We start from the raw sequence: 16667 nt of genomic DNA, 5'->3' as shown, positions 1-16667 counted from the left end.
CACTGCCTCTCGTCGTGAATAATATTTTCATTTTGTTAGGTTTGTTAGGTGCAAGAACGCTTTATTCGAGGCACACTTTAGAGATAAAATAGGAGAAAGTCAAGTTTTTAAGCAGCATGAGGCAGAAAGGAGAGCTAGGCTTTCTATGGCTCGCAAAATATCGATGCAGCAGATCGCCGAGCGACTCGGCGTATCCAAATATACGGTTTCGCAAGCACTTGCAGGCAAGCCGGGCGTTAGCGATGCGACGCGAAGAGAAGTGCTGTCGCTCGCCGCTGCGCTAGGCTACACCGTTCGGACAAGTCCGGGCAAGGCTCAGGCTGATAGTGACAACGGGTCTAGGCCTGGGGCCGAAGACGATACGGATGCTGAAAACGCTTCTCTTGCGAATCAGAATACATTTACGGAAGCTCCGCTTCCCGTCATCTACATCGGCCTCGACATCCGCCATGAGCAGGAGCCGTTCTTCTGGCTTCGCGTGAAGGAAGGGCTGGAGGCAGGCTGCCGATTGCAAGGCTTTCGTCCGGAGTTCTTCACCTTCGGGCCAGACGAGCTGAGCACTTGGACAGTACCAGGAGATCGTCATCTGCCATCCAATACTGCAGGTTTTATCATTGCCGGCAAATGTCCGCTTGGCACCTTGCTCACCTTGAATCGGTTCGGTCTGCCGATTGTTCTCGTTGACCACGAAGAGCCGATGATTGGCGCGGATGCGGTGCTCCATGCGAACACGGAAGCGGGGCGGATGGCCTGCCATCATCTGTTGTCGCAAGGCAGCCGCTCGCTTGTGTTTATTGGACGCGACAGCTTCGCCGTCAGCTTCAAGGAACGTTGGTGGGGCTGCCGGCTCGCAATGGATGAAGCGAGGGCAGCCAGACGCAGCGACGGCTTCCAATTGAAGAAATGGACGGTCCCTTATGGAGGCGACGGTGTTCCGATGTCAAGGGGCTGGGAGTCCACAATAGAACGTCGGCTCGACGCGGCAATTTCCCAGCAGGAGCTTCCGGATGGATTTATTTGCGCCAATGATGACATTGCCCTTCCCTTATTGCAGCTGCTGCGGCAGCGCGGGCTGCTCGAACAGGTTCGCGTCGTTGGCATAGATAATACTGCGAGGAGCTTGTCTGCGGTTGTGCCGCTCACAACGGTTGATCTAGCGAAGGAATGGCTCGGCATTAGAGCGGTTGAAGCATTCGCCCGGAAGCATAAGCAGCCGTCAAGCTTGCCAGAGAAGATCATTCTCCGGGCGCAGCTGGTCGTCCGGGAATCCGGCTAGGGCTCAAGGCGAAGACCCAGCAAATTCCCAAGGGACAATCTCAATTCCGCACAAGCCTGCATAGGATAGCGCAAGAGCCTATCTATGGCTGAGAGGAGCTTCTCCCTATGTTGAATTTGCATTCGGCCCGCGGAATGTTTATGCTGCTGGCGCTTGTTCTTTTCATCCTCCTTGTCGTTCTGCTAGTTGTCGCGTTGCTGCCATAAGCCCTGCCATCCTCCGGGATGGCTATTTTTCTTAAGGAATGTTTATCGTTACAAGCGGGCTTCACCTGACATCTAACGGTTGTGACAGTGGCTATTTTGCTTAATACGCGCTTTTTTATCATGTAACAGTTGCCATCAAGCTTATTTGGCAATTTACCTAGCATATCGACCTTTTTGCACCAAATAAGATCTGTGGCAACCATTAGAAGATGCAATACAGCCATTTTCGCGGAATAGCCGCTCGGACAACCCTTAGAATTTCAACCGGGATCAATTTATTCTCACGAGTCGATAAGTCCGATAACGCTGAGACCCACTGGCTACCTCTAGCAGTTTTTTCTCTAGCAGGCTGCGAAGAATAACCCGTACGCGATTGTCAGATAGCTGTAAGTGATTAGATAACTCGGCAGGCGTAAAGGGACGCAGCATTCTGTGAGCATATCGTAAAATTTCGGCTTCAGCCCATCCCAGCTCGGTGTGGACAGCGCTGGCTCGAAACTTTCCAACGAAGGAGAGGACAAGCTGCTTGCACATTCCAGCGTCATCACGGATGGACAAGTATGCGATAGGGAGAAATATCCAGTCATCAAGGGCGAGCAGGGACTGTTTCATGCATAAATCTTTGAAACGGCTTGCTTCGATGTCCCGGGCATGGCTGCGGTAATCTTGAATTTCAATACAACCTTTTACATTGCCTGGCATGTAAGCAAAGTCTAGATAACGATAACCGTTATTGAAGTCCCTGACCTCATATTCCGGGTATAAGTGCTCCAGACTTCCTAGAGCAGGAAACCAGATCCACCGCAAGAAATCGATTGATCCGCGACTTAAACCCCTTTTAAGCATTTCTCGTCTTCTCGGATTTTTCTCCTCGGCCATCTGCCCCTCCAGCCAGCTTCGATAGACTTCGTCAAATCTATTCATTCTCCGAGCACGCCCCATCCTTCGAAAGATAATAAAAAAGCCGCCCCAGTACGTCATTGTCTGATCGACAAGACATATCGAAGCGGCATGTTCTTCACACCGAATATTGCACAAAATATACCATGAATCACAAGGAGATTCAATTCTTTTCAGCTGCCAAAGGTTTATTTGTCATGGCTGGCTGTGCTTCCCCAGCACTGGCATAATTGTGTCTCAATTGACGCATACTCCATGAAGACGATTCAAGAGGAGGCGTGCATCATCGCAACGAAGAGCGCTGGCGGCAACAAATATAAGAAGATGACGATGTCACCTAAAGAGTATCAAAATTTCGCGAAATCACGTGAGCCCGGCCGCTCGGTATTAGCCAATTGCGCGAAAGCGTTCCTCGTTGGCGGGTTTCTTTGCGTGCTCGGACAAGCCATACAGGAAGTGTTTATGTACGGGCTTAACATGTCCCGTCAGGAAGCGAGCAACCCTACCGTAGCCGTGCTTATTCTGCTCTCTGTCATTCTGACCTGCTTCGGCGTCTACGATAAAATCGCCCAGTGGGCCGGGGCAGGGACGGCAGTGCCTGTAACGGGCTTTGCCAATTCGATGTGTTCCGCAGCGCTTGAACATCGCGCGGAAGGGCTCGTGCTTGGCGTTGGAGCGAACATGTTCAAGCTGGCGGGTTCGGTTATCGTGTTCGGAGTCGTAGCGGCGTTCTTGATCGCTCTTGTTTATCTCGTGCTTGGCATCGAGGGAGGGCACTGATATGCTGCGCGGCAAACAAACATGGTGGTTCGATCAGCGTCCGGTCATTATAGGCGCAGCTACGGTTGTTGGCCCGGATGAAGGAGAAGGGCCACTGGCAGCGGACTTTGACCTTGTTCATCCGGAGCTTGATATGCAGCAGAAGAGCTGGGAGAAAGCCGAGCGGCTCCTCCTGGAGCAAGCGTCGGATATGGCGCTGCAATATGCCAAAGTGAACAAGCAGCAGCTGCAATTCTATGTTGGTGGAGATCTGATGAATCAGATCATCAGCAACAGCTTCGCCGCCCGTACGATCGGAGCACCTTATCTCGGTGTGTTCGGCGCGTGTTCGACGTCGATGGAATCGCTTGCCATTGCATCGCTAATCGTCAACTCCAAGTCGGGCGATTATGTGCTGGCCGGCACTTGCAGCCATAACTGCACGGCGGAGAAGCAATTCCGCTATCCGACGGAGTATGGCTCGCAGAAGCCGCCGACAGCGCAGTATACGGTCACCGGCGCCGGTGCGGTCGTCGTTGCCCAAGATGGCGACGGACCGATCGTTGAATGTGCGACGATCGGCAAGATCGTCGATCTCGGCATCACCGACCCCTTCAATATGGGCGCTGCGATGGCGCCGGCGGCGGTCGATACGCTGACGATGCATTTTAACGATACGGGCAGGACGCCGGGCGATTACGATCTCATCGTTACAGGCGATCTCGCAACTGTAGGGCATGCGATTGCCAAAGATCTGCTTCACCGCGACGGCGTTCCTATGGAGGAAACCGTGTTCAACGATTGCGGATTGATGATCTATGACGTGGCGAAGCAGAAGGTGCAAGCAGGCGGGAGCGGCTGCGGCTGCTCGGCTGTCGTCACCTACGGACATCTGCTCAAGCGGCTGCAACAAGGCGAATTGAAACGGATTCTCGTCTGCGCGACAGGAGCGCTGCTCTCCCCGCTGTCATTCCAGCAAGGCGAGTCGATTCCTTGCATCGCGCATGCCGTCGCATTGGAGAGCCCGTTGCATGGATAAGCGAAGGAAAGGAGCATTCGAGCGATGATTTATTTGTGGGCTTTTATCGTCGGCGGCGGAATATGCGTCATCGGACAGCTGATGTTCGACGTGTTCAAGCTAACCCCGGCGCACACGATGGCAACGCTTGTCGTAGCTGGGGCCGTGCTCGACGGAGTCGGCGTCTACGACCCGTTGATCAAGTTCGCCGGAGCAGGGGCGACCGTGCCGATTACGAGCTTTGGCAACGCGCTTTTTCACGGGGCGCTGACGGAGCTGCAGGAGGACGGTTGGATCGGGATCATTACAGGGATATTCAGCATTACGAGCGCGGGTATATCCGCAGCCATTATATTCTCCTTCTTGGCGGCGCTTGCCGTCCGTCCGAAGGGCTAACAAGAAGACACTGGAGCAATCAGCAAGCGCGTTACCGCTGCTGCCCCGGTGTCTTTTTCGTTGCTGCCATAATGAGCTCCGCCGTTTGCTGAAGCTTGGGCAAGTACTGAAGTGCTGCCTCTGCGCGGCGCAGGCGCTCGGAGTCGGTAAGAGCGCCAAGATCAGCGAGCAGCGCTTCGAAGCCAGGCAAACACCGCTGCTGCACTTCAGGAGGTGCATCGGCGCTTAGTATCGCATGGCAGCGGGCGAAGGTAGCAGCAATCCAGAACACGGCTTCGCGGTGCAGGCCGGACCGAATGAGCTCAAGCGAGCCGTCAATGGCGATATGGCGGGAGGCCGGCGTAATGTCGCTGCTGAAGAAGAAGGAAGTCTTCGCCGCGGCTGCAGCGATGTCGAAGGTATCGGCAAGCGCTGAGACATGCACCTTGACGCGCTCCGCTGTCATCTGTTCACATCCAAGCAGGGCGAGCAGCTCCTCATGAATATCCAAGCCATCATGCGCCTTTAATACCTCACGGACGGCGGCATAGCGGGAGCGCACCGTCGGATTGCGAAGCGCAGCCACGAGCAGCAGATGCGTCATCACTCCTGTCGGAAATAACCAAGCATTCACGCGGGTGTCTAGCTGCGCGGAAGACGGAAGATTTTGCTGCAGCCCATTCCTAATCTTGCTCAGGACATCCTCGCACCGCCGTCGCACCCAGAACTCATCTGCAAATCTGGAGGACACTTGCGCTTGCAGCTCACGCAGTCTTCCGCTAGGATCAGCGATAATGGTGTTCACTCGGAAACTGCCTGCCAGATGGTAGTTGGTCAGTACCTCTTCATAGGAGGATAGCTGGCGCGAGGAGAGGTAGGTTACTTCGAGGAGAGCGCCCCCATAGATGAATTTGCCAAGCTTGAGAGGAGGCTCCGCCTCTTCCGTCACAACGATGATATCAATGTCAGAGGCCGCGGGCAGCAAGGCTTCATCTTGCATTTCGACCGTCGATCCGCTGAAATAAGCGCCTGTAAATCCCGGTGCTGCGCTGGCATGATGATTCACCCACTCGGTGGCGATTTGTCGTGCAGTTCCAACTTTCATGCTTCATTCTCCTTTACGGAATATTCCGCTTGTCCTTATACTAAGGCGAGTACACTCGTATGATGGGAGCATGATGACAATATGGATCAAGTTAAAATTATGACGCTTAACACTTGGCTCGGCGGAGAAGCGGTTCAAGACGGCGTTCTCAAGATCGCGCGGGCTGTAGCGAACTCGGGAGCAGATATCGTCGGCTTTCAGGAAACACCTGATCCGGCTGAGGCAGTCGCGAAGCAGTTGGGCTGGCACTTCCGTCAAAATAATGAAGGCCGTGGCAATTGCAGCATCATTAGCAAATATCCGATTGTAGACTCTTTCTATCTGGAAGAAGTAAGCGCTGTCGCAGCGCACATCGAGCTTCCATCCGGGCAGCGCATCATCGCGGTAAGCACGCACCTCTACTATGATCCGTATGGTCCGTACTGGGCGCTCTTCGATGGCAGGACGGCAGAAGATATTGTCGCGATGGAGACGGACGTTCGCGGCAAAGAGATTGCAGCTATGCTGAAGGCGCTTGAGCCGCTTGTGGCATCGGACGCGCCATTATTCCTTATGGGCGATTTCAATGCGCCTTCTCATCTGGATTGGACGGAAGCTGCGCGTGCGGCGCATAACGATTATATCATCGAATGGCCGGTCAGCCGTATGGTGGAGGAAGCGGGATTCGAAGATTCGTACCGCGTCATCCATCCTGATCCGATCTCGATGCCGGGCATCACCTGGTCAACCGTGCATACGCCTGAACATCCTTGGGGCGACAATCCGTTCGAGCCGCAAGATCGCATTGACTTTCTCTATTACCACGGCAGCGGGGTAGCTGTAACAGCTTCCGAAGTTGTTGTACACGGAGAACCGCAAGGCTTCGGCAGCCATGAACTGAATGAGTGGCCGTCAGACCACGCCGCTGTCATGTCTACCTTCCAGATCAAGCCTTTGTAAGTGCCAATTGGAGCGTCCCTGTGGGATTCTCCAATTTTTTTTGGCAGTTTTTGCGGCTATACGCGCAGTTGTATATTCTGTAAAATAATAGAATATGGATCAAAATTCTACCACTATCATCCGGGAGGGATTGTCATGGACAATCGAACAGCCAATTATCGCTTATCTACCGAAATTCGCCGCAACCTCGTCAGCTGCATCCTGGGTAAAGAAGCCGAAATCGAATTGCTGTTAACCGCATTGTTTGCAGGCGGCCATGTTCTGATCGAGGATGTTCCGGGCACTGGCAAGACGCAGCTTGTGAAAGCGCTTGCTCGTACGATTGGCGGCCAATTCCGCCGTATTCAATGTAATCCCGATTTACTCCCAACCGATATTACTGGCGTAGCCATCTATCATCCGAAGAATGAATCTTTTATGTTCCGGCCTGGTCCGGTCATGGCGAATTTGCTTCTTGTGGATGAGATTAACCGCGCCACGACGAAGACTCAGTCCGCCCTGCTAGAAGCGATGGAAGAGCGCCATGTCACAGTGGATGGCGATTCCTATGAGCTGCCGATTCCATTTACATTAATTGCGACGCAGAACCCGATTGAATTCGATGGTACGTATACGCTGCCCGAGGCGCAGCTCGACCGGTTTATGATGAAGATTTCACTCGGTTATCCGGATGCGGCGACGGAGCGCCAAATGATTATTTCTCCGAACGCGTCGTCGCCGGCCGATAAGCTGGAAGCAGTTATCTCCGTCGAAGAGGTTGCCTTAATGATGGATGCTGTCAAGCGGGTTCACCTAGACGAAGCGGTTGCTGACTATATCATCCGCATTATCCGCGGCACACGTGCGCATAGCGGCGTGCAGCTCGGAGCAAGTCCGCGCGCAGCGATATCGCTGACGGCAGCGGCGAAGGCGAATGCTTTCTTGCAGGAGCGCGATTATGTCATTCCGGACGATGTGAAGCAGCTAGCAAGCAGTGTCCTGGCTCACCGGATTATTCTGCATACCGAGTCTCGAATGAATGGTTTGTCCACGGAGGATGTTGTCCGTGCTGTCGTCCGCGATACGCAAGTGCCAGTCCGTATGGAGCGTTAAATGCTATGCTTACGGCTAAAGCGACGTTGCTAAGATGGCGGCTAATCGGCCTTGTCTATATTTCCTCACTCTTGTTCCTGCTCTTTCAAGGCGGGAAAACGTCATTCATGCTGTTCTGTATCTTCAATGTGCTGCTCATTTATTTGGTGTTCGGCAGATGGAGCGGCATCGGCGGGGTAACCGGAGTCCGCAAGCTCAGCAGCGGGACATCTACGATTGCCGAGCAATCCCTGTCAGCCGGTTCGCGCCTCGAAGTTCAAATATCCGTCCAAATTCCGGGCGTTTGGCCGATTCCTTACGTGCTCGTTCACGATCGTCTCACCGCGCTGGGCGGTAAGACTGTACCGTTCGAAGCGTCCTTCGTGCCGAGTTACCGCAGAGCCGGCTCCGTTAGTTACACTACGCCGCCGCTGGAACGCGGCGTGTACCGGTTCGAAGCAACGGAATGCTCGACACGTGACATCTTCGGCTTATTCGAACACAAGGGCAGCTTCGAGTCGTCCGTGCCGTTCAGCGTCTATCCGCGTACGGTTGCCATTCGGCAATGGAAACAGCTGAAGCGCGGCGCCAAAGGTCCGTACTCGACTTCCGCTTCTCGGCTTGCAGCGAAAGAAACGACGCAAATCAACGGCGTCCGCGAATATATCTACGGCGACAGGCTGTCGCGTATCCACTGGAATGCGACTGCCAAGACGGGGCAATGGAAGTCTAAGGAGTTCGAGCGGGAATCGCTGCCTCGAACCGTAGTCGTGCTTGACCGGTACGTCGGCGCATATGAGAAGCAGGATCAGTTCGAGCTCGCTGTTTCTACAGCAGCCTCGATGCTGGAATTCGGCTTCCGCCGGGGAACGGCTGTCGGTCTCGTCTCGATCGGCTCGCGGACCGATGGCTTCGCGCCGACGGCATCGCCCGATCAGCGGGAGCTGATGATGAAGCATCTCGTACGCGTGCAGGCAGACGGCGATCAACCGCTCTTCCGGGCGCTGCGCCAATCTGGCGCCATTACGCAGGCGGGCTCGTTCGTCGTTGTTGTCAGCCCGCAGACGGGCGAGGAGACGGTTCGCGCGATGGAATGGCTGAACCGGACCGGAGTCGTGCCGGTGCTCGTGCACTTGAAGAACGGCGGCACAGAGCGGAACAATGTCAGCGATATTCGCACCGGCGAGTGGCTGCGGCTGCTGCGCCGGAGCGGCATTGCAGTTCACACGATCAGTACGCTGCAGGAATTGCCGGACGTATTGGAGGGTGGTAAAGGATGACAGCAGTAAGTCGTGCAGCGTTCAAATGGTTGTCTGCTGATGTGTATCGCAAGCTGTCGGCTGTGCTATCCGCCTTGCTGATTTATGAATGGATTCGATGCTTGGGCGATTATTGGTGGGAAGAGACGTTCACGATTGTGAACGCTGTGCTGTTTACCGCAGTCGCCGCCAATCTGCTGATCTCATCGAAGATTTGGTCAGGTTCGATCCAATTTATCATCCTTGTGCTCATTAACGCCGTTTACTCTGGCTATGAATGGATCCCTTTCGCCGGCGAGAAGAGGAAGCTGCTGGACTGGGTGGACTGGCTTGGCTTGCAGCTCGATCAGATCCAGCCCTTTATCTGGATTAGCCTTGGCGTATGGGCTGTCTTCCATGGCATAGTGCTCCTGCGGCACAAAAGGCTCCTTATTATGTTTGTTATTCTCGTTGCGATTCTATCGCTTGCAGCGGCGGATTCCTTATTCACGCCTATTCATCTGTGGGAAGAGATCGCTTGGATCGTGTTCATTGGCCTCGGCTGGCTCGTTGCGAGCCATTTTGCCAGCTTTCAGAAGCGGCATCCCGAGAATTGGTCACAGCTGCTCGAATATCCGCTGAGTCTCTTCCTGCCGATGTCGATTATCATTATGCTCGTCATGGGCGCTGGATTGTTCGTTCCGGCGATCAACCCGATTCTGACCGATCCCTATACGGCGTGGAAAGAAGCTCGTAACGAGACGGTGCCTTCCTTCATCGGCGACAAAGCGATCACGATACCCGCATCGAAGGACAGCGATAATAGCCAATCCGGTTACAGCCGAAGCGACGCATCGCTAGGCGGCGGATTCGAGTTCGATTATTCGCCCGTAATGACGGTAACGACTTCGCAGAAGAGTTATTGGCGCGGGGAGACGAGAGCGTTTTATAACGGTAACGGCTGGATTGAGGCTGTGCCGGAGAAGCTGGAGAAGGGCAGTGGTCCCGTTGCCAGCGGCACCTCATTTAAGACGCTGTATACGGAATCAACGACCGAAACCGAGCTCGTCGAGCAGACGGTGCAAATGATTAGCAAGACCAAGTATCCGGTGCTGTTCGGTGCAGCGCCAATCTCCTCCGTCGTCTCCGTAGATGGGAAGACCAGCTTGCCGAGCTTAAGCTGGTTATCGCAAGCGTGGGAGCTTCGTTTGATGAAGCTTGGTTCGGCCAATTACCCGAAGAAGTATACGATCAAGTCGAAGGTGCCGGTTCTTGATGAAGAGAAGCTTCATAGCGGAGCGGCTGTTCAGAAGAGCACAGACATCGACCCGATGTATCTGGAGCTGCCTCCTACGATTCCGGAACGCGTCAAGTCGCTTGCTCAAGCAATTACGAAGACTGGCGCAACGCCATATGACAAGATGCAGCTGCTAGTCGCCTACTTGCAGAAGACGTACAATTATACGAATACCCCGGATGTTACGAAGCGGGTGAGCAAAGATTTCGTCGATTCCTTCTTGTTCGAGGTTCGCGAAGGCTATTGCGATTATTTCTCCACCGCGCTTGCTGTGATGGCGCGTGAGATCGGAATTCCTTCCCGCTGGGTGAAGGGATACTCGCCTGGCACGCTCCCTAATGATGCTGATATGATGCGCCAGCAAAGCATGGGCGGAGTCGTCGATACGAATCCAACCGGTGCGGGCACGTATACAGTACGCAATGCGGATGCGCATTCATGGGTCGAGATTTATTTTAACGGATATGGCTGGTTGCCGTTCGAAGCGACGTCCGGGTTTGCATACCCTTATGCGCTGCCGAAGGATCGAACCGCGCCAGAGCCTGTAGTTGCGCCAGACGTTGAGCCGGAATCCATTACTCAAACCGAAGCGCCTTCAGACTATGAGCTGCAGCCATGGATCATATGGACGACGGCATCCGCGTCAGTCGCACTTATTCTACTCTTTATTATTCTCAGGTTCCGCGTCGTATCGAAGATCAGACAATGGTTTAAAAGAAGATCCGGTACGGTTAATGAACGAGTTGTACGGGAGACGAACCGTCTGATCCGGTTCTGCCGGAAGAAAGGGCTGGATTACAACGAGAACGACACAGTACGCGAAACGATGGGACGATGGTCCGGACGGCTATCGACCTTGCAGCCGTATTTCCACGAAGTCCAGCACGCTTTCGAGAAGGCCATGTACAGCAGCAGTCAGGTGACTCAAGAGGAGCTTGAGCGCGTGACGGTTACGATGAAAAAAATCCGTGAACATTTAGGATGAGGTTTGGCGTAAGGGAGCCGGCGTAGATGTGCCTTGCATCTATGCCGGCTTTCTTTGCAACAAAATCACTAATTATGGTATAGTTTGCGTGATAGCGATAGCAGGGGAGTCGAAACTATGTTTGAACGGCTGTTGCCGCAAATGCGCGTCAATACCATTTATGATATCGATTTGCAGAAGTTGAAAGAGCAAGGGATTCGCGGCATTATTACCGATCTGGACAATACGCTTGTAGGAGCGAGAGTACCGCTTGCCACGCCGGAGCTTGTGAAGTGGCTCGATGATGTGCGCGTTCTCGGCTTCAAGGTTGTCATTGTCTCGAATAATAACCGGACGCGTGTATCCAAGTTTGCTGACCCGCTCAACATTAAATACGTTCATGCGGCGCGTAAGCCTGCGAACCGCGCTTTTCACCGTGCGCTTGAAGTGCTTGGGCTGCCGGCTGAGCAGACAGCCGTTACCGGCGATCAGATGATGACCGACGTGCTTGGGGGCAACCGGATGGGGCTATACACCATCCTTGTAGCGCCGATTGCGCCGAATGAAGAAGGCATTATGACGAAGTTTAACCGTATGATGGAGAAGATTGCCCTAAGAAGTCTCCGCAAAAAAGGGCTCTGGCCCGAGGAGGAACAAAGAAAATCATGACCAATCAGCTAGAAAATGGGACCTCGTGCGCAGGGTGCGGCGTCAAGCTGCAGACCGAGACAGTGGACAAGCCCGGTTACATTCCGCAAGCGGCGCTTGCGAAGGAGCCGGCGATTTGCCAGCGTTGCTTCCGTATTAAAAACTATAATGAAGCGGCTTCGGTCGCCATTGATCAGGACGACTTCCTGAAGCTGCTCGGGGGCATTGCCTCGACGAATAGCTTAGTCGTCCATATTGTCGACTTGTTCGACTTTGAAGGCAGCCTGATCTCCGGCTTGCAGCGCTTCGTCGGCAACAATCCGGTGCTGCTTGTCGTGAACAAGATTGACTTGCTGCCGAAGGGCATTAACCCGAACCGGCTGCTGAACTGGGTGCAGAAGCAGACGAAGGCACAAGGCCTCCGCGTCGTTGATATTGTACTCTGCTCGGCGAAGCGTAATATCGGCTTCGAGCGTGTCATCGAAGCAATCGGCGAGCACCGCGGCAACCGCGATGTCTATGTCGTCGGCGCCACGAATGTCGGCAAGTCGACGCTCATCAATCGCCTTATTCATGACTACAGCGACTTGGAGCGCGAGCTCACGACGTCGCGTTACCCAGGAACGACGCTCGATGCGGTACACATTCCGCTCGATGACGGCAAAGATATCATTGATACGCCGGGGATCGTTTACTCGCATCGGATGACCGAGATTGTACCTCGCGACGTACTCGGCTCATTGCTGCCGGATAAACCGGTCAAATCGCTCGTGTACCAGTTGAACAGTGGTCAGACGCTGTTTGTCGGCGCTCTTGCGCGGTTTGATTTTATCGAAGGAGATCGTCAATCGTTCACTCTCTATGTTTCGAATGCGCTGCAGGTGCACCGGACGAAGCTCGAGCGTGCCGACGAGCTGTTCGCCAACCATAAGGGCGAGCTGCTGGCTCCTCCATCGAAGGAACAGCTGGAAGAAATGCCAGCTTGGACGCGGCACCGCCTGACGGTACGCCGCAACTCGGAGACTGACTTGTTCATCTCTGGCCTCGGCTGGATTCACGTGAACGGCGCAAGCGGCGCACTCGTTGACATTCACGTGCCGAAGGGCGTTCGGGTCCTTATGCGCGATGCGCTGATTTAATCGGTTTAGTCAGGGAACATCCATATGTTTAAGGGAGAGTGAACGTAAAGGATGGGCAACAAGGTAGACAGTCATACGGTGCTATATAGCGTCATCGGCGATCCGATTCGACATTCGAAATCGCCGATTATGATGAACCGGGCGTTCCGGGAATGCGGGATCAACGGGATCTATACCGCTTTTCATATAACAGCTGATCGGCTTGGCGACTTCGTCGCTGGGGTTAGGGCAATGGGCATTCGCGGCGTGAACGTCACGATCCCGCATAAGCTTGACATTATGCCGCTGCTCGATGAAATCGACGAAAGCGCGCAAGTGATTGGCGCGGTTAACACGATCGTCAATACCGACGGTCACTTGAAAGGCTACAATACAGACGGCATCGGCTATGTCCGGTCGCTTAAAGAAGAAGCGAAGTCTGATCTTGCAGGCTCTCATGTGCTCATCATCGGCGCTGGCGGAGCGACAAGAGGCATCCTTTATGCGCTCGCTCGTGAAGGCGTGGCGTCCGTTACGATCTCGAATCGAACCGTTGCCCGCGCTGAAGAGCTGGCGGAGGCATTCCGCGGACTTGTTCCGGTTATCCGGGCCATCGGCCAGGATGAACTGCAAGCGGCTTGCGGGCATAGTGATATTATTATTAATACGACGTCGCTCGGCATGTTCCCGAACGTGGAGGAAACGCCGATTGACAGCTCGTGGCTGAAGCCGAATTCAGTAGCGAGCGACCTGATCTATAATCCGCTTACGACACGTTTCCTTGCTGAAGCGCGTGAGCGAGGCTGTCGGATCCACGGCGGTCTAGGAATGTTTATTTATCAAGGCGCTTATGCCTTTGAATATTGGACGGGACAGCCTGCGCCGGTAGATGCGATGCGGGAGACGGTGCTTGAAGCGCTGCAGCAGTCCTAATTTGACGAGAGAAGGAAAATTAACATGCTAACAGGTAAACAAAAGAGTCATCTGCGCTCGCTGGCGCACCATTTGAACCCGATTTTTCAAGTGGGCAAGGAAGGCAAGAACGAGAATCTGATCCGTCACATCGAAGAAGCGATCGAAACGCGTGAGCTGATTAAGATCTCTGTGCTCAACAACAGCATTGAAGATCCGAAAGAAGTGGGCGAATGGGTTGCATCCGAATCCGGCTCCGAGCTTGTTCAAGTGATCGGGAAGACAATTGTGCTGTACAAAGAAAGTAAAGATCATAAAACGATTGAACTGCCGTAAGGGCTGGTTTTGTATGTTTATTGCTCTGTAAAAAAAGGCGCGCAGCAGCTCTATCTTTTAAATACAAAAGGTTTTAACAGCGAGAGGAGAATGTACGTTGATTAAAGTCGGTTTTATGGGCGGCACGTTCGACCCGATCCATTATGGCCATTTGCTCGCTGCCGAATCGGCGCGCGAAGCATGCGGTCTAGACGAAGTTTGGTTTGTTCCAGCCGGCCACCCGCCGCTTAAGGAAAACGGACCTCTTGCTGATGGACCTACGAGACTTGAGATGGTGTATCGGGCGATTGATTTCCAGCCGCATTTCCGTGCGATGGATACGGAGCTGGAGCGGGAAGGCACCAGCTACACGATCGATACGATCAAAGAGCTGAGCGCTCAATATCCGGGACGGGAATTCAGTCTTATTATCGGATCTGACCGCGTGAACGATCTGCCGAAGTGGCATAACATTCAGGAGCTGGCCCAGCTGGTACGCTTCATCGGCGTAACTCGCGGCGGCGAGAACATGGAAGTGGATGAGCTTCCGGATTACCTCAAGGACAGATTGACCGTTGTGAAGATGCCGCTTTACGAGCTGTCTTCGACGGTTATCAAGGAACGCATTGCAGAGGGCCGTTCCATTCGCTTCCTCGTGCCGGAGAAAGTCTATTCGTTTATTCGAAGGAATGAACTCTATGAATCGTAATGAACTGATGGCTTCGGTGAAGGCAGAGATGCCTGAGCGCAGATGGACGCATACGCTCGGCGTGATGGAGACATCGATTCTGCTCGCGGAGCGGTTCGGCTGCGATCCGGTTCGAGCGGAGCTGGCTGCGATTCTGCACGATGTCGCCAAATACTGGCCGACCTCGCGGATGGAGACGATTATCCGGGAGGAAGGGCTGCCAAGCGATTTGCTCGAATACGACAAAGAGTTGTGGCATGCGCCGGTAGGTGCTTTCGTCGCTGCACGTGATTACGGCATCGCGGACAATGAAGTGCTGGACGCAATCAGATACCACACCTCCGGTCGTGAGCGAATGACGCTGATGGACAAAATCGTCTGTCTCGCCGATTATATGGAGCCTGGCCGCGATTTTCCAGGTGTGCATAAAATAAGAGAAATAGCCGAGCATAGTGTGGAAAAAGCACTTATTGCTGGTTTCGATTCTACGATTTCTTACTTGCTTCTGCAGGGAAAGCGGATCTATCCGCTCACCGTTGCGGCACGGAATGATTTAATACTTCAATTAAGGGAGGCTGAGCAATGACAGTAACTTCAGAGGAGCTTCTGAAAGCCGTCGTAGCAGCGGCGGAAGATAAGAAAGCGCATAACGTGGTGGCGCTGGACTTGATGAACATTTCACTGGTCGCGGACTATTTTGTCATCTGTCACGGTAATTCGGATACACAGGTGCAAGCGATCACGACTGAAATTCGCAAGCAGGCGGAAGCGAGAGGCGCTCGGGTGCGCGGCATCGAAGGCGCTGATACTTGCAGATGGGTGCTTGTAGACATCGGCGACGTGGTTGTTCACGTATTCCATCGCGATGAGCGTGAATATTACAACATCGAACGTCTTTGGTCCGATGCGAAGGTTGTGGAATTAGCATGAATCTCGTAGCAGGCACAACACAGAATTTGAAGCTAGCTCGTGAGGTATCTCCTTACGGTTACTTTATGACCGATGGCGAGAACGAAGTGCTCATGCACTACACCGAGCTTGTCGGCCACCGCCCGCAGATCGGGCAATTCTATGATGTATTTCTATTCTTCGATTCCGAGGACCGTATCGCTGCGACGATGAAGAAGCCGCTTATCCAATTAGGAGAAGTGGCTCGTCTTAAAGTGGCGGATATTCATCCGAAGATCGGTTCATTCCTTGAGATGGGACTTGGCCGGCAGTTGCTGCTGCCATTGTCTGAACAACCCGAGCTGAAGGAATTGCGTCCAAAAGTCGGTGATGAGGTGCATGTTATCCTCGCGCACGACAAGATTGGCCGCCTCGTTGCGAAGGTGGCTTTCGAAGAAGAGTTGGCTGAGCTTGCTTTTCACGCGCCATCTTCGTGGCATAACACGTGGGTGGAAGGCTGGGTAACGAAGACGCTGAAGATCGGTTCCTTCGTCATGATTGACGGCGGGGTGCTTGGTTTCGGAGCTTATGGCTTAATACCGGCGGACGATCGGACAAGACTGCTTCGTCTCGGTGAGCGGGTGAAAGCTAGAGTAACGTTCGTTCGCGAGGACGGTCGCGTCAATCTGTCGATGCAGCAGCGCAAGGAAGTAGGTCGCCTAGAAGATTCCGACCGGATTCTAGCGTTCCTGAAAGAGCGTCCGAATGGCGCAATGCCGTACTCCGATGCCACTACAGCGGATATCATCAAGCAGAAATTCGGCATTAGCAAAGGCGCCTTCAAGCGCGCGCTTGGCAAGCTGATGCGTGAGGGTATTGTAACGCAGGAAGGCAACTGGACGAAGCTAATCGAGCAGGCTGCTGCTGCTGCTGAGAAGCAGGAGGGTTAG

18 protein-coding genes are annotated in these 16667 nt (G+C 53.8%); 16 read left to right on the top strand and 2 right to left on the bottom strand.

What is annotated here, in order from left to right:
* Positions 1-145 precede the first annotated feature (145 nt).
* Entirely contained in the window at positions 146-1276 is a 1131-nt protein-coding gene (locus AC0YNX_RS13155; RefSeq protein ID WP_475816105.1) for a LacI family DNA-binding transcriptional regulator, read from the top strand.
* A gap of 476 nt (positions 1277-1752) precedes the next feature.
* Here the strand turns inward: AC0YNX_RS13155 and AC0YNX_RS13150 are convergent, their stop codons facing one another.
* Entirely contained in the window at positions 1753-2406 is a 654-nt protein-coding gene (locus AC0YNX_RS13150) for a transcriptional regulator (RefSeq protein ID WP_475816104.1), read from the bottom strand.
* Between the two features lie 300 nt (positions 2407-2706).
* On the opposite strand from AC0YNX_RS13150, the gene spoVAC reads away from it, so the two are divergent.
* Genes spoVAC through spoVAE form a run of 3 tightly spaced genes read left to right on the top strand, consistent with a single transcriptional unit; the run spans position 2707 to position 4555 of the window.
* Positions 2707-3162, top strand: coding sequence for a stage V sporulation protein AC (spoVAC, locus tag AC0YNX_RS13145; protein WP_475816248.1), 456 nt, complete (start codon positions 2707-2709; stop codon positions 3160-3162).
* A gap of 1 nt (position 3163) precedes the next feature.
* A complete protein-coding gene (gene spoVAD, locus AC0YNX_RS13140; protein ID WP_475816103.1) occupies positions 3164-4180 on the top strand; it encodes a stage V sporulation protein AD in 1017 nt (338 codons plus the stop codon).
* A 24-nt stretch (positions 4181-4204) separates the two neighbouring features.
* Complete coding sequence (spoVAE, locus tag AC0YNX_RS13135; RefSeq protein ID WP_475816102.1) at positions 4205-4555, top strand: stage V sporulation protein AE; 351 nt, start codon at positions 4205-4207, stop codon at positions 4553-4555.
* A 31-nt stretch (positions 4556-4586) separates the two neighbouring features.
* On the opposite strand, the gene AC0YNX_RS13130 is transcribed toward spoVAE, so the two are convergent.
* Positions 4587-5639 carry a hypothetical protein gene (locus AC0YNX_RS13130; protein ID WP_475816101.1) on the bottom strand — a complete coding sequence of 351 codons (1053 nt, stop codon included), beginning with the start codon at positions 5637-5639 and terminating at the stop codon, positions 4587-4589.
* Positions 5640-5720: 81 nt separating this feature from the next.
* Between AC0YNX_RS13130 and AC0YNX_RS13125 the strand changes: the two genes are divergently transcribed.
* From AC0YNX_RS13125 to AC0YNX_RS13070, 12 genes are all read left to right on the top strand, one after another.
* Complete coding sequence (locus AC0YNX_RS13125) at positions 5721-6578, top strand: endonuclease/exonuclease/phosphatase family protein (protein ID WP_475816100.1); 858 nt, start codon at positions 5721-5723, stop codon at positions 6576-6578.
* A 135-nt stretch (positions 6579-6713) separates the two neighbouring features.
* Positions 6714-7670 (top strand): AAA family ATPase, encoded by a 957-nt coding sequence (locus AC0YNX_RS13120; protein ID WP_475816099.1) that lies wholly within the window; start codon positions 6714-6716, stop codon positions 7668-7670.
* A 5-nt stretch (positions 7671-7675) separates the two neighbouring features.
* Positions 7676-8929, top strand: coding sequence for a DUF58 domain-containing protein (locus AC0YNX_RS13115; RefSeq protein ID WP_475816098.1), 1254 nt, complete (start codon positions 7676-7678; stop codon positions 8927-8929).
* Positions 8926-11169 (top strand): DUF4129 domain-containing transglutaminase family protein, encoded by a 2244-nt coding sequence (locus AC0YNX_RS13110; RefSeq protein ID WP_475816097.1) that lies wholly within the window; start codon positions 8926-8928, stop codon positions 11167-11169. The genes AC0YNX_RS13115 and AC0YNX_RS13110 overlap by 4 nt, the downstream gene beginning before the upstream one ends.
* Positions 11170-11286: 117 nt before the next feature.
* Positions 11287-11817 (top strand): YqeG family HAD IIIA-type phosphatase, encoded by a 531-nt coding sequence (locus tag AC0YNX_RS13105; protein ID WP_475816096.1) that lies wholly within the window; start codon positions 11287-11289, stop codon positions 11815-11817.
* Positions 11814-12935, top strand: a complete 1122-nt coding sequence (yqeH, locus tag AC0YNX_RS13100) for a ribosome biogenesis GTPase YqeH (RefSeq protein ID WP_475816095.1) — start codon at positions 11814-11816, stop codon at positions 12933-12935. The genes AC0YNX_RS13105 and yqeH overlap by 4 nt, the downstream gene beginning before the upstream one ends.
* Before the next feature lie 51 nt (positions 12936-12986).
* Positions 12987-13847, top strand: coding sequence for a shikimate dehydrogenase (gene aroE, locus AC0YNX_RS13095; protein WP_475816094.1), 861 nt, complete (start codon positions 12987-12989; stop codon positions 13845-13847).
* 24 nt (positions 13848-13871) lie between these two features.
* Positions 13872-14162 (top strand): ribosome assembly RNA-binding protein YhbY, encoded by a 291-nt coding sequence (gene yhbY, locus AC0YNX_RS13090; protein WP_475816093.1) that lies wholly within the window; start codon positions 13872-13874, stop codon positions 14160-14162.
* Between the two features lie 100 nt (positions 14163-14262).
* The gene (gene nadD, locus AC0YNX_RS13085; RefSeq protein WP_475816247.1) at positions 14263-14850 is read left to right on the top strand and encodes a nicotinate-nucleotide adenylyltransferase; all 588 of its coding nucleotides are present in this window, start codon (positions 14263-14265) and stop codon (positions 14848-14850) included.
* The gene (gene yqeK / locus AC0YNX_RS13080) at positions 14840-15415 is read left to right on the top strand and encodes a bis(5'-nucleosyl)-tetraphosphatase (symmetrical) YqeK (protein ID WP_475816092.1); all 576 of its coding nucleotides are present in this window, start codon (positions 14840-14842) and stop codon (positions 15413-15415) included. The genes nadD and yqeK overlap by 11 nt, the downstream gene beginning before the upstream one ends.
* Positions 15412-15759, top strand: a complete 348-nt coding sequence (gene rsfS / locus AC0YNX_RS13075; protein WP_475816091.1) for a ribosome silencing factor — start codon at positions 15412-15414, stop codon at positions 15757-15759. Before yqeK ends, rsfS begins: the two co-directional genes overlap by 4 nt.
* Complete coding sequence (locus tag AC0YNX_RS13070; protein ID WP_475816090.1) at positions 15756-16667, top strand: CvfB family protein; 912 nt, start codon at positions 15756-15758, stop codon at positions 16665-16667. The genes rsfS and AC0YNX_RS13070 overlap by 4 nt, the downstream gene beginning before the upstream one ends.

Source organism: Paenibacillus sp. J31R98 (assembly GCF_056269245.1).
This window is presented reverse-complemented; position numbering and strand designations above follow the sequence as displayed.

Bases quoted from the DNA above. Each gene is read 5' to 3' on its own strand.
- spoVAC (WP_475816248.1), top strand. From the start codon at position 2,707: ATGACGATGTCACCTAAAGAGTATCAAAATTTCGCGAAATCACGTGAG.
- aroE (WP_475816094.1), top strand. From the start codon at position 12,987: ATGGGCAACAAGGTAGACAGTCATACGGTGCTATATAGCGTCATCGGC.
- spoVAD (WP_475816103.1), top strand. From the start codon at position 3,164: ATGCTGCGCGGCAAACAAACATGGTGGTTCGATCAGCGTCCGGTCATT.
- yqeK (WP_475816092.1), top strand. From the start codon at position 14,840: ATGAATCGTAATGAACTGATGGCTTCGGTGAAGGCAGAGATGCCTGAG.
- AC0YNX_RS13130 (WP_475816101.1), bottom strand. From the start codon at position 5,639: ATGAAAGTTGGAACTGCACGACAAATCGCCACCGAGTGGGTGAATCAT.
- AC0YNX_RS13150 (WP_475816104.1), bottom strand. From the start codon at position 2,406: ATGAATAGATTTGACGAAGTCTATCGAAGCTGGCTGGAGGGGCAGATG.
- AC0YNX_RS13120 (WP_475816099.1), top strand. From the start codon at position 6,714: ATGGACAATCGAACAGCCAATTATCGCTTATCTACCGAAATTCGCCGC.
- yqeH (WP_475816095.1), top strand. From the start codon at position 11,814: ATGACCAATCAGCTAGAAAATGGGACCTCGTGCGCAGGGTGCGGCGTC.
- yhbY (WP_475816093.1), top strand. From the start codon at position 13,872: ATGCTAACAGGTAAACAAAAGAGTCATCTGCGCTCGCTGGCGCACCAT.
- rsfS (WP_475816091.1), top strand. From the start codon at position 15,412: ATGACAGTAACTTCAGAGGAGCTTCTGAAAGCCGTCGTAGCAGCGGCG.
- AC0YNX_RS13115 (WP_475816098.1), top strand. From the start codon at position 7,676: ATGCTTACGGCTAAAGCGACGTTGCTAAGATGGCGGCTAATCGGCCTT.
- AC0YNX_RS13070 (WP_475816090.1), top strand. From the start codon at position 15,756: ATGAATCTCGTAGCAGGCACAACACAGAATTTGAAGCTAGCTCGTGAG.
- AC0YNX_RS13110 (WP_475816097.1), top strand. From the start codon at position 8,926: ATGACAGCAGTAAGTCGTGCAGCGTTCAAATGGTTGTCTGCTGATGTG.
- AC0YNX_RS13125 (WP_475816100.1), top strand. From the start codon at position 5,721: ATGGATCAAGTTAAAATTATGACGCTTAACACTTGGCTCGGCGGAGAA.
- AC0YNX_RS13155 (WP_475816105.1), top strand. From the start codon at position 146: ATGGCTCGCAAAATATCGATGCAGCAGATCGCCGAGCGACTCGGCGTA.
- AC0YNX_RS13105 (WP_475816096.1), top strand. From the start codon at position 11,287: ATGTTTGAACGGCTGTTGCCGCAAATGCGCGTCAATACCATTTATGAT.
- spoVAE (WP_475816102.1), top strand. From the start codon at position 4,205: ATGATTTATTTGTGGGCTTTTATCGTCGGCGGCGGAATATGCGTCATC.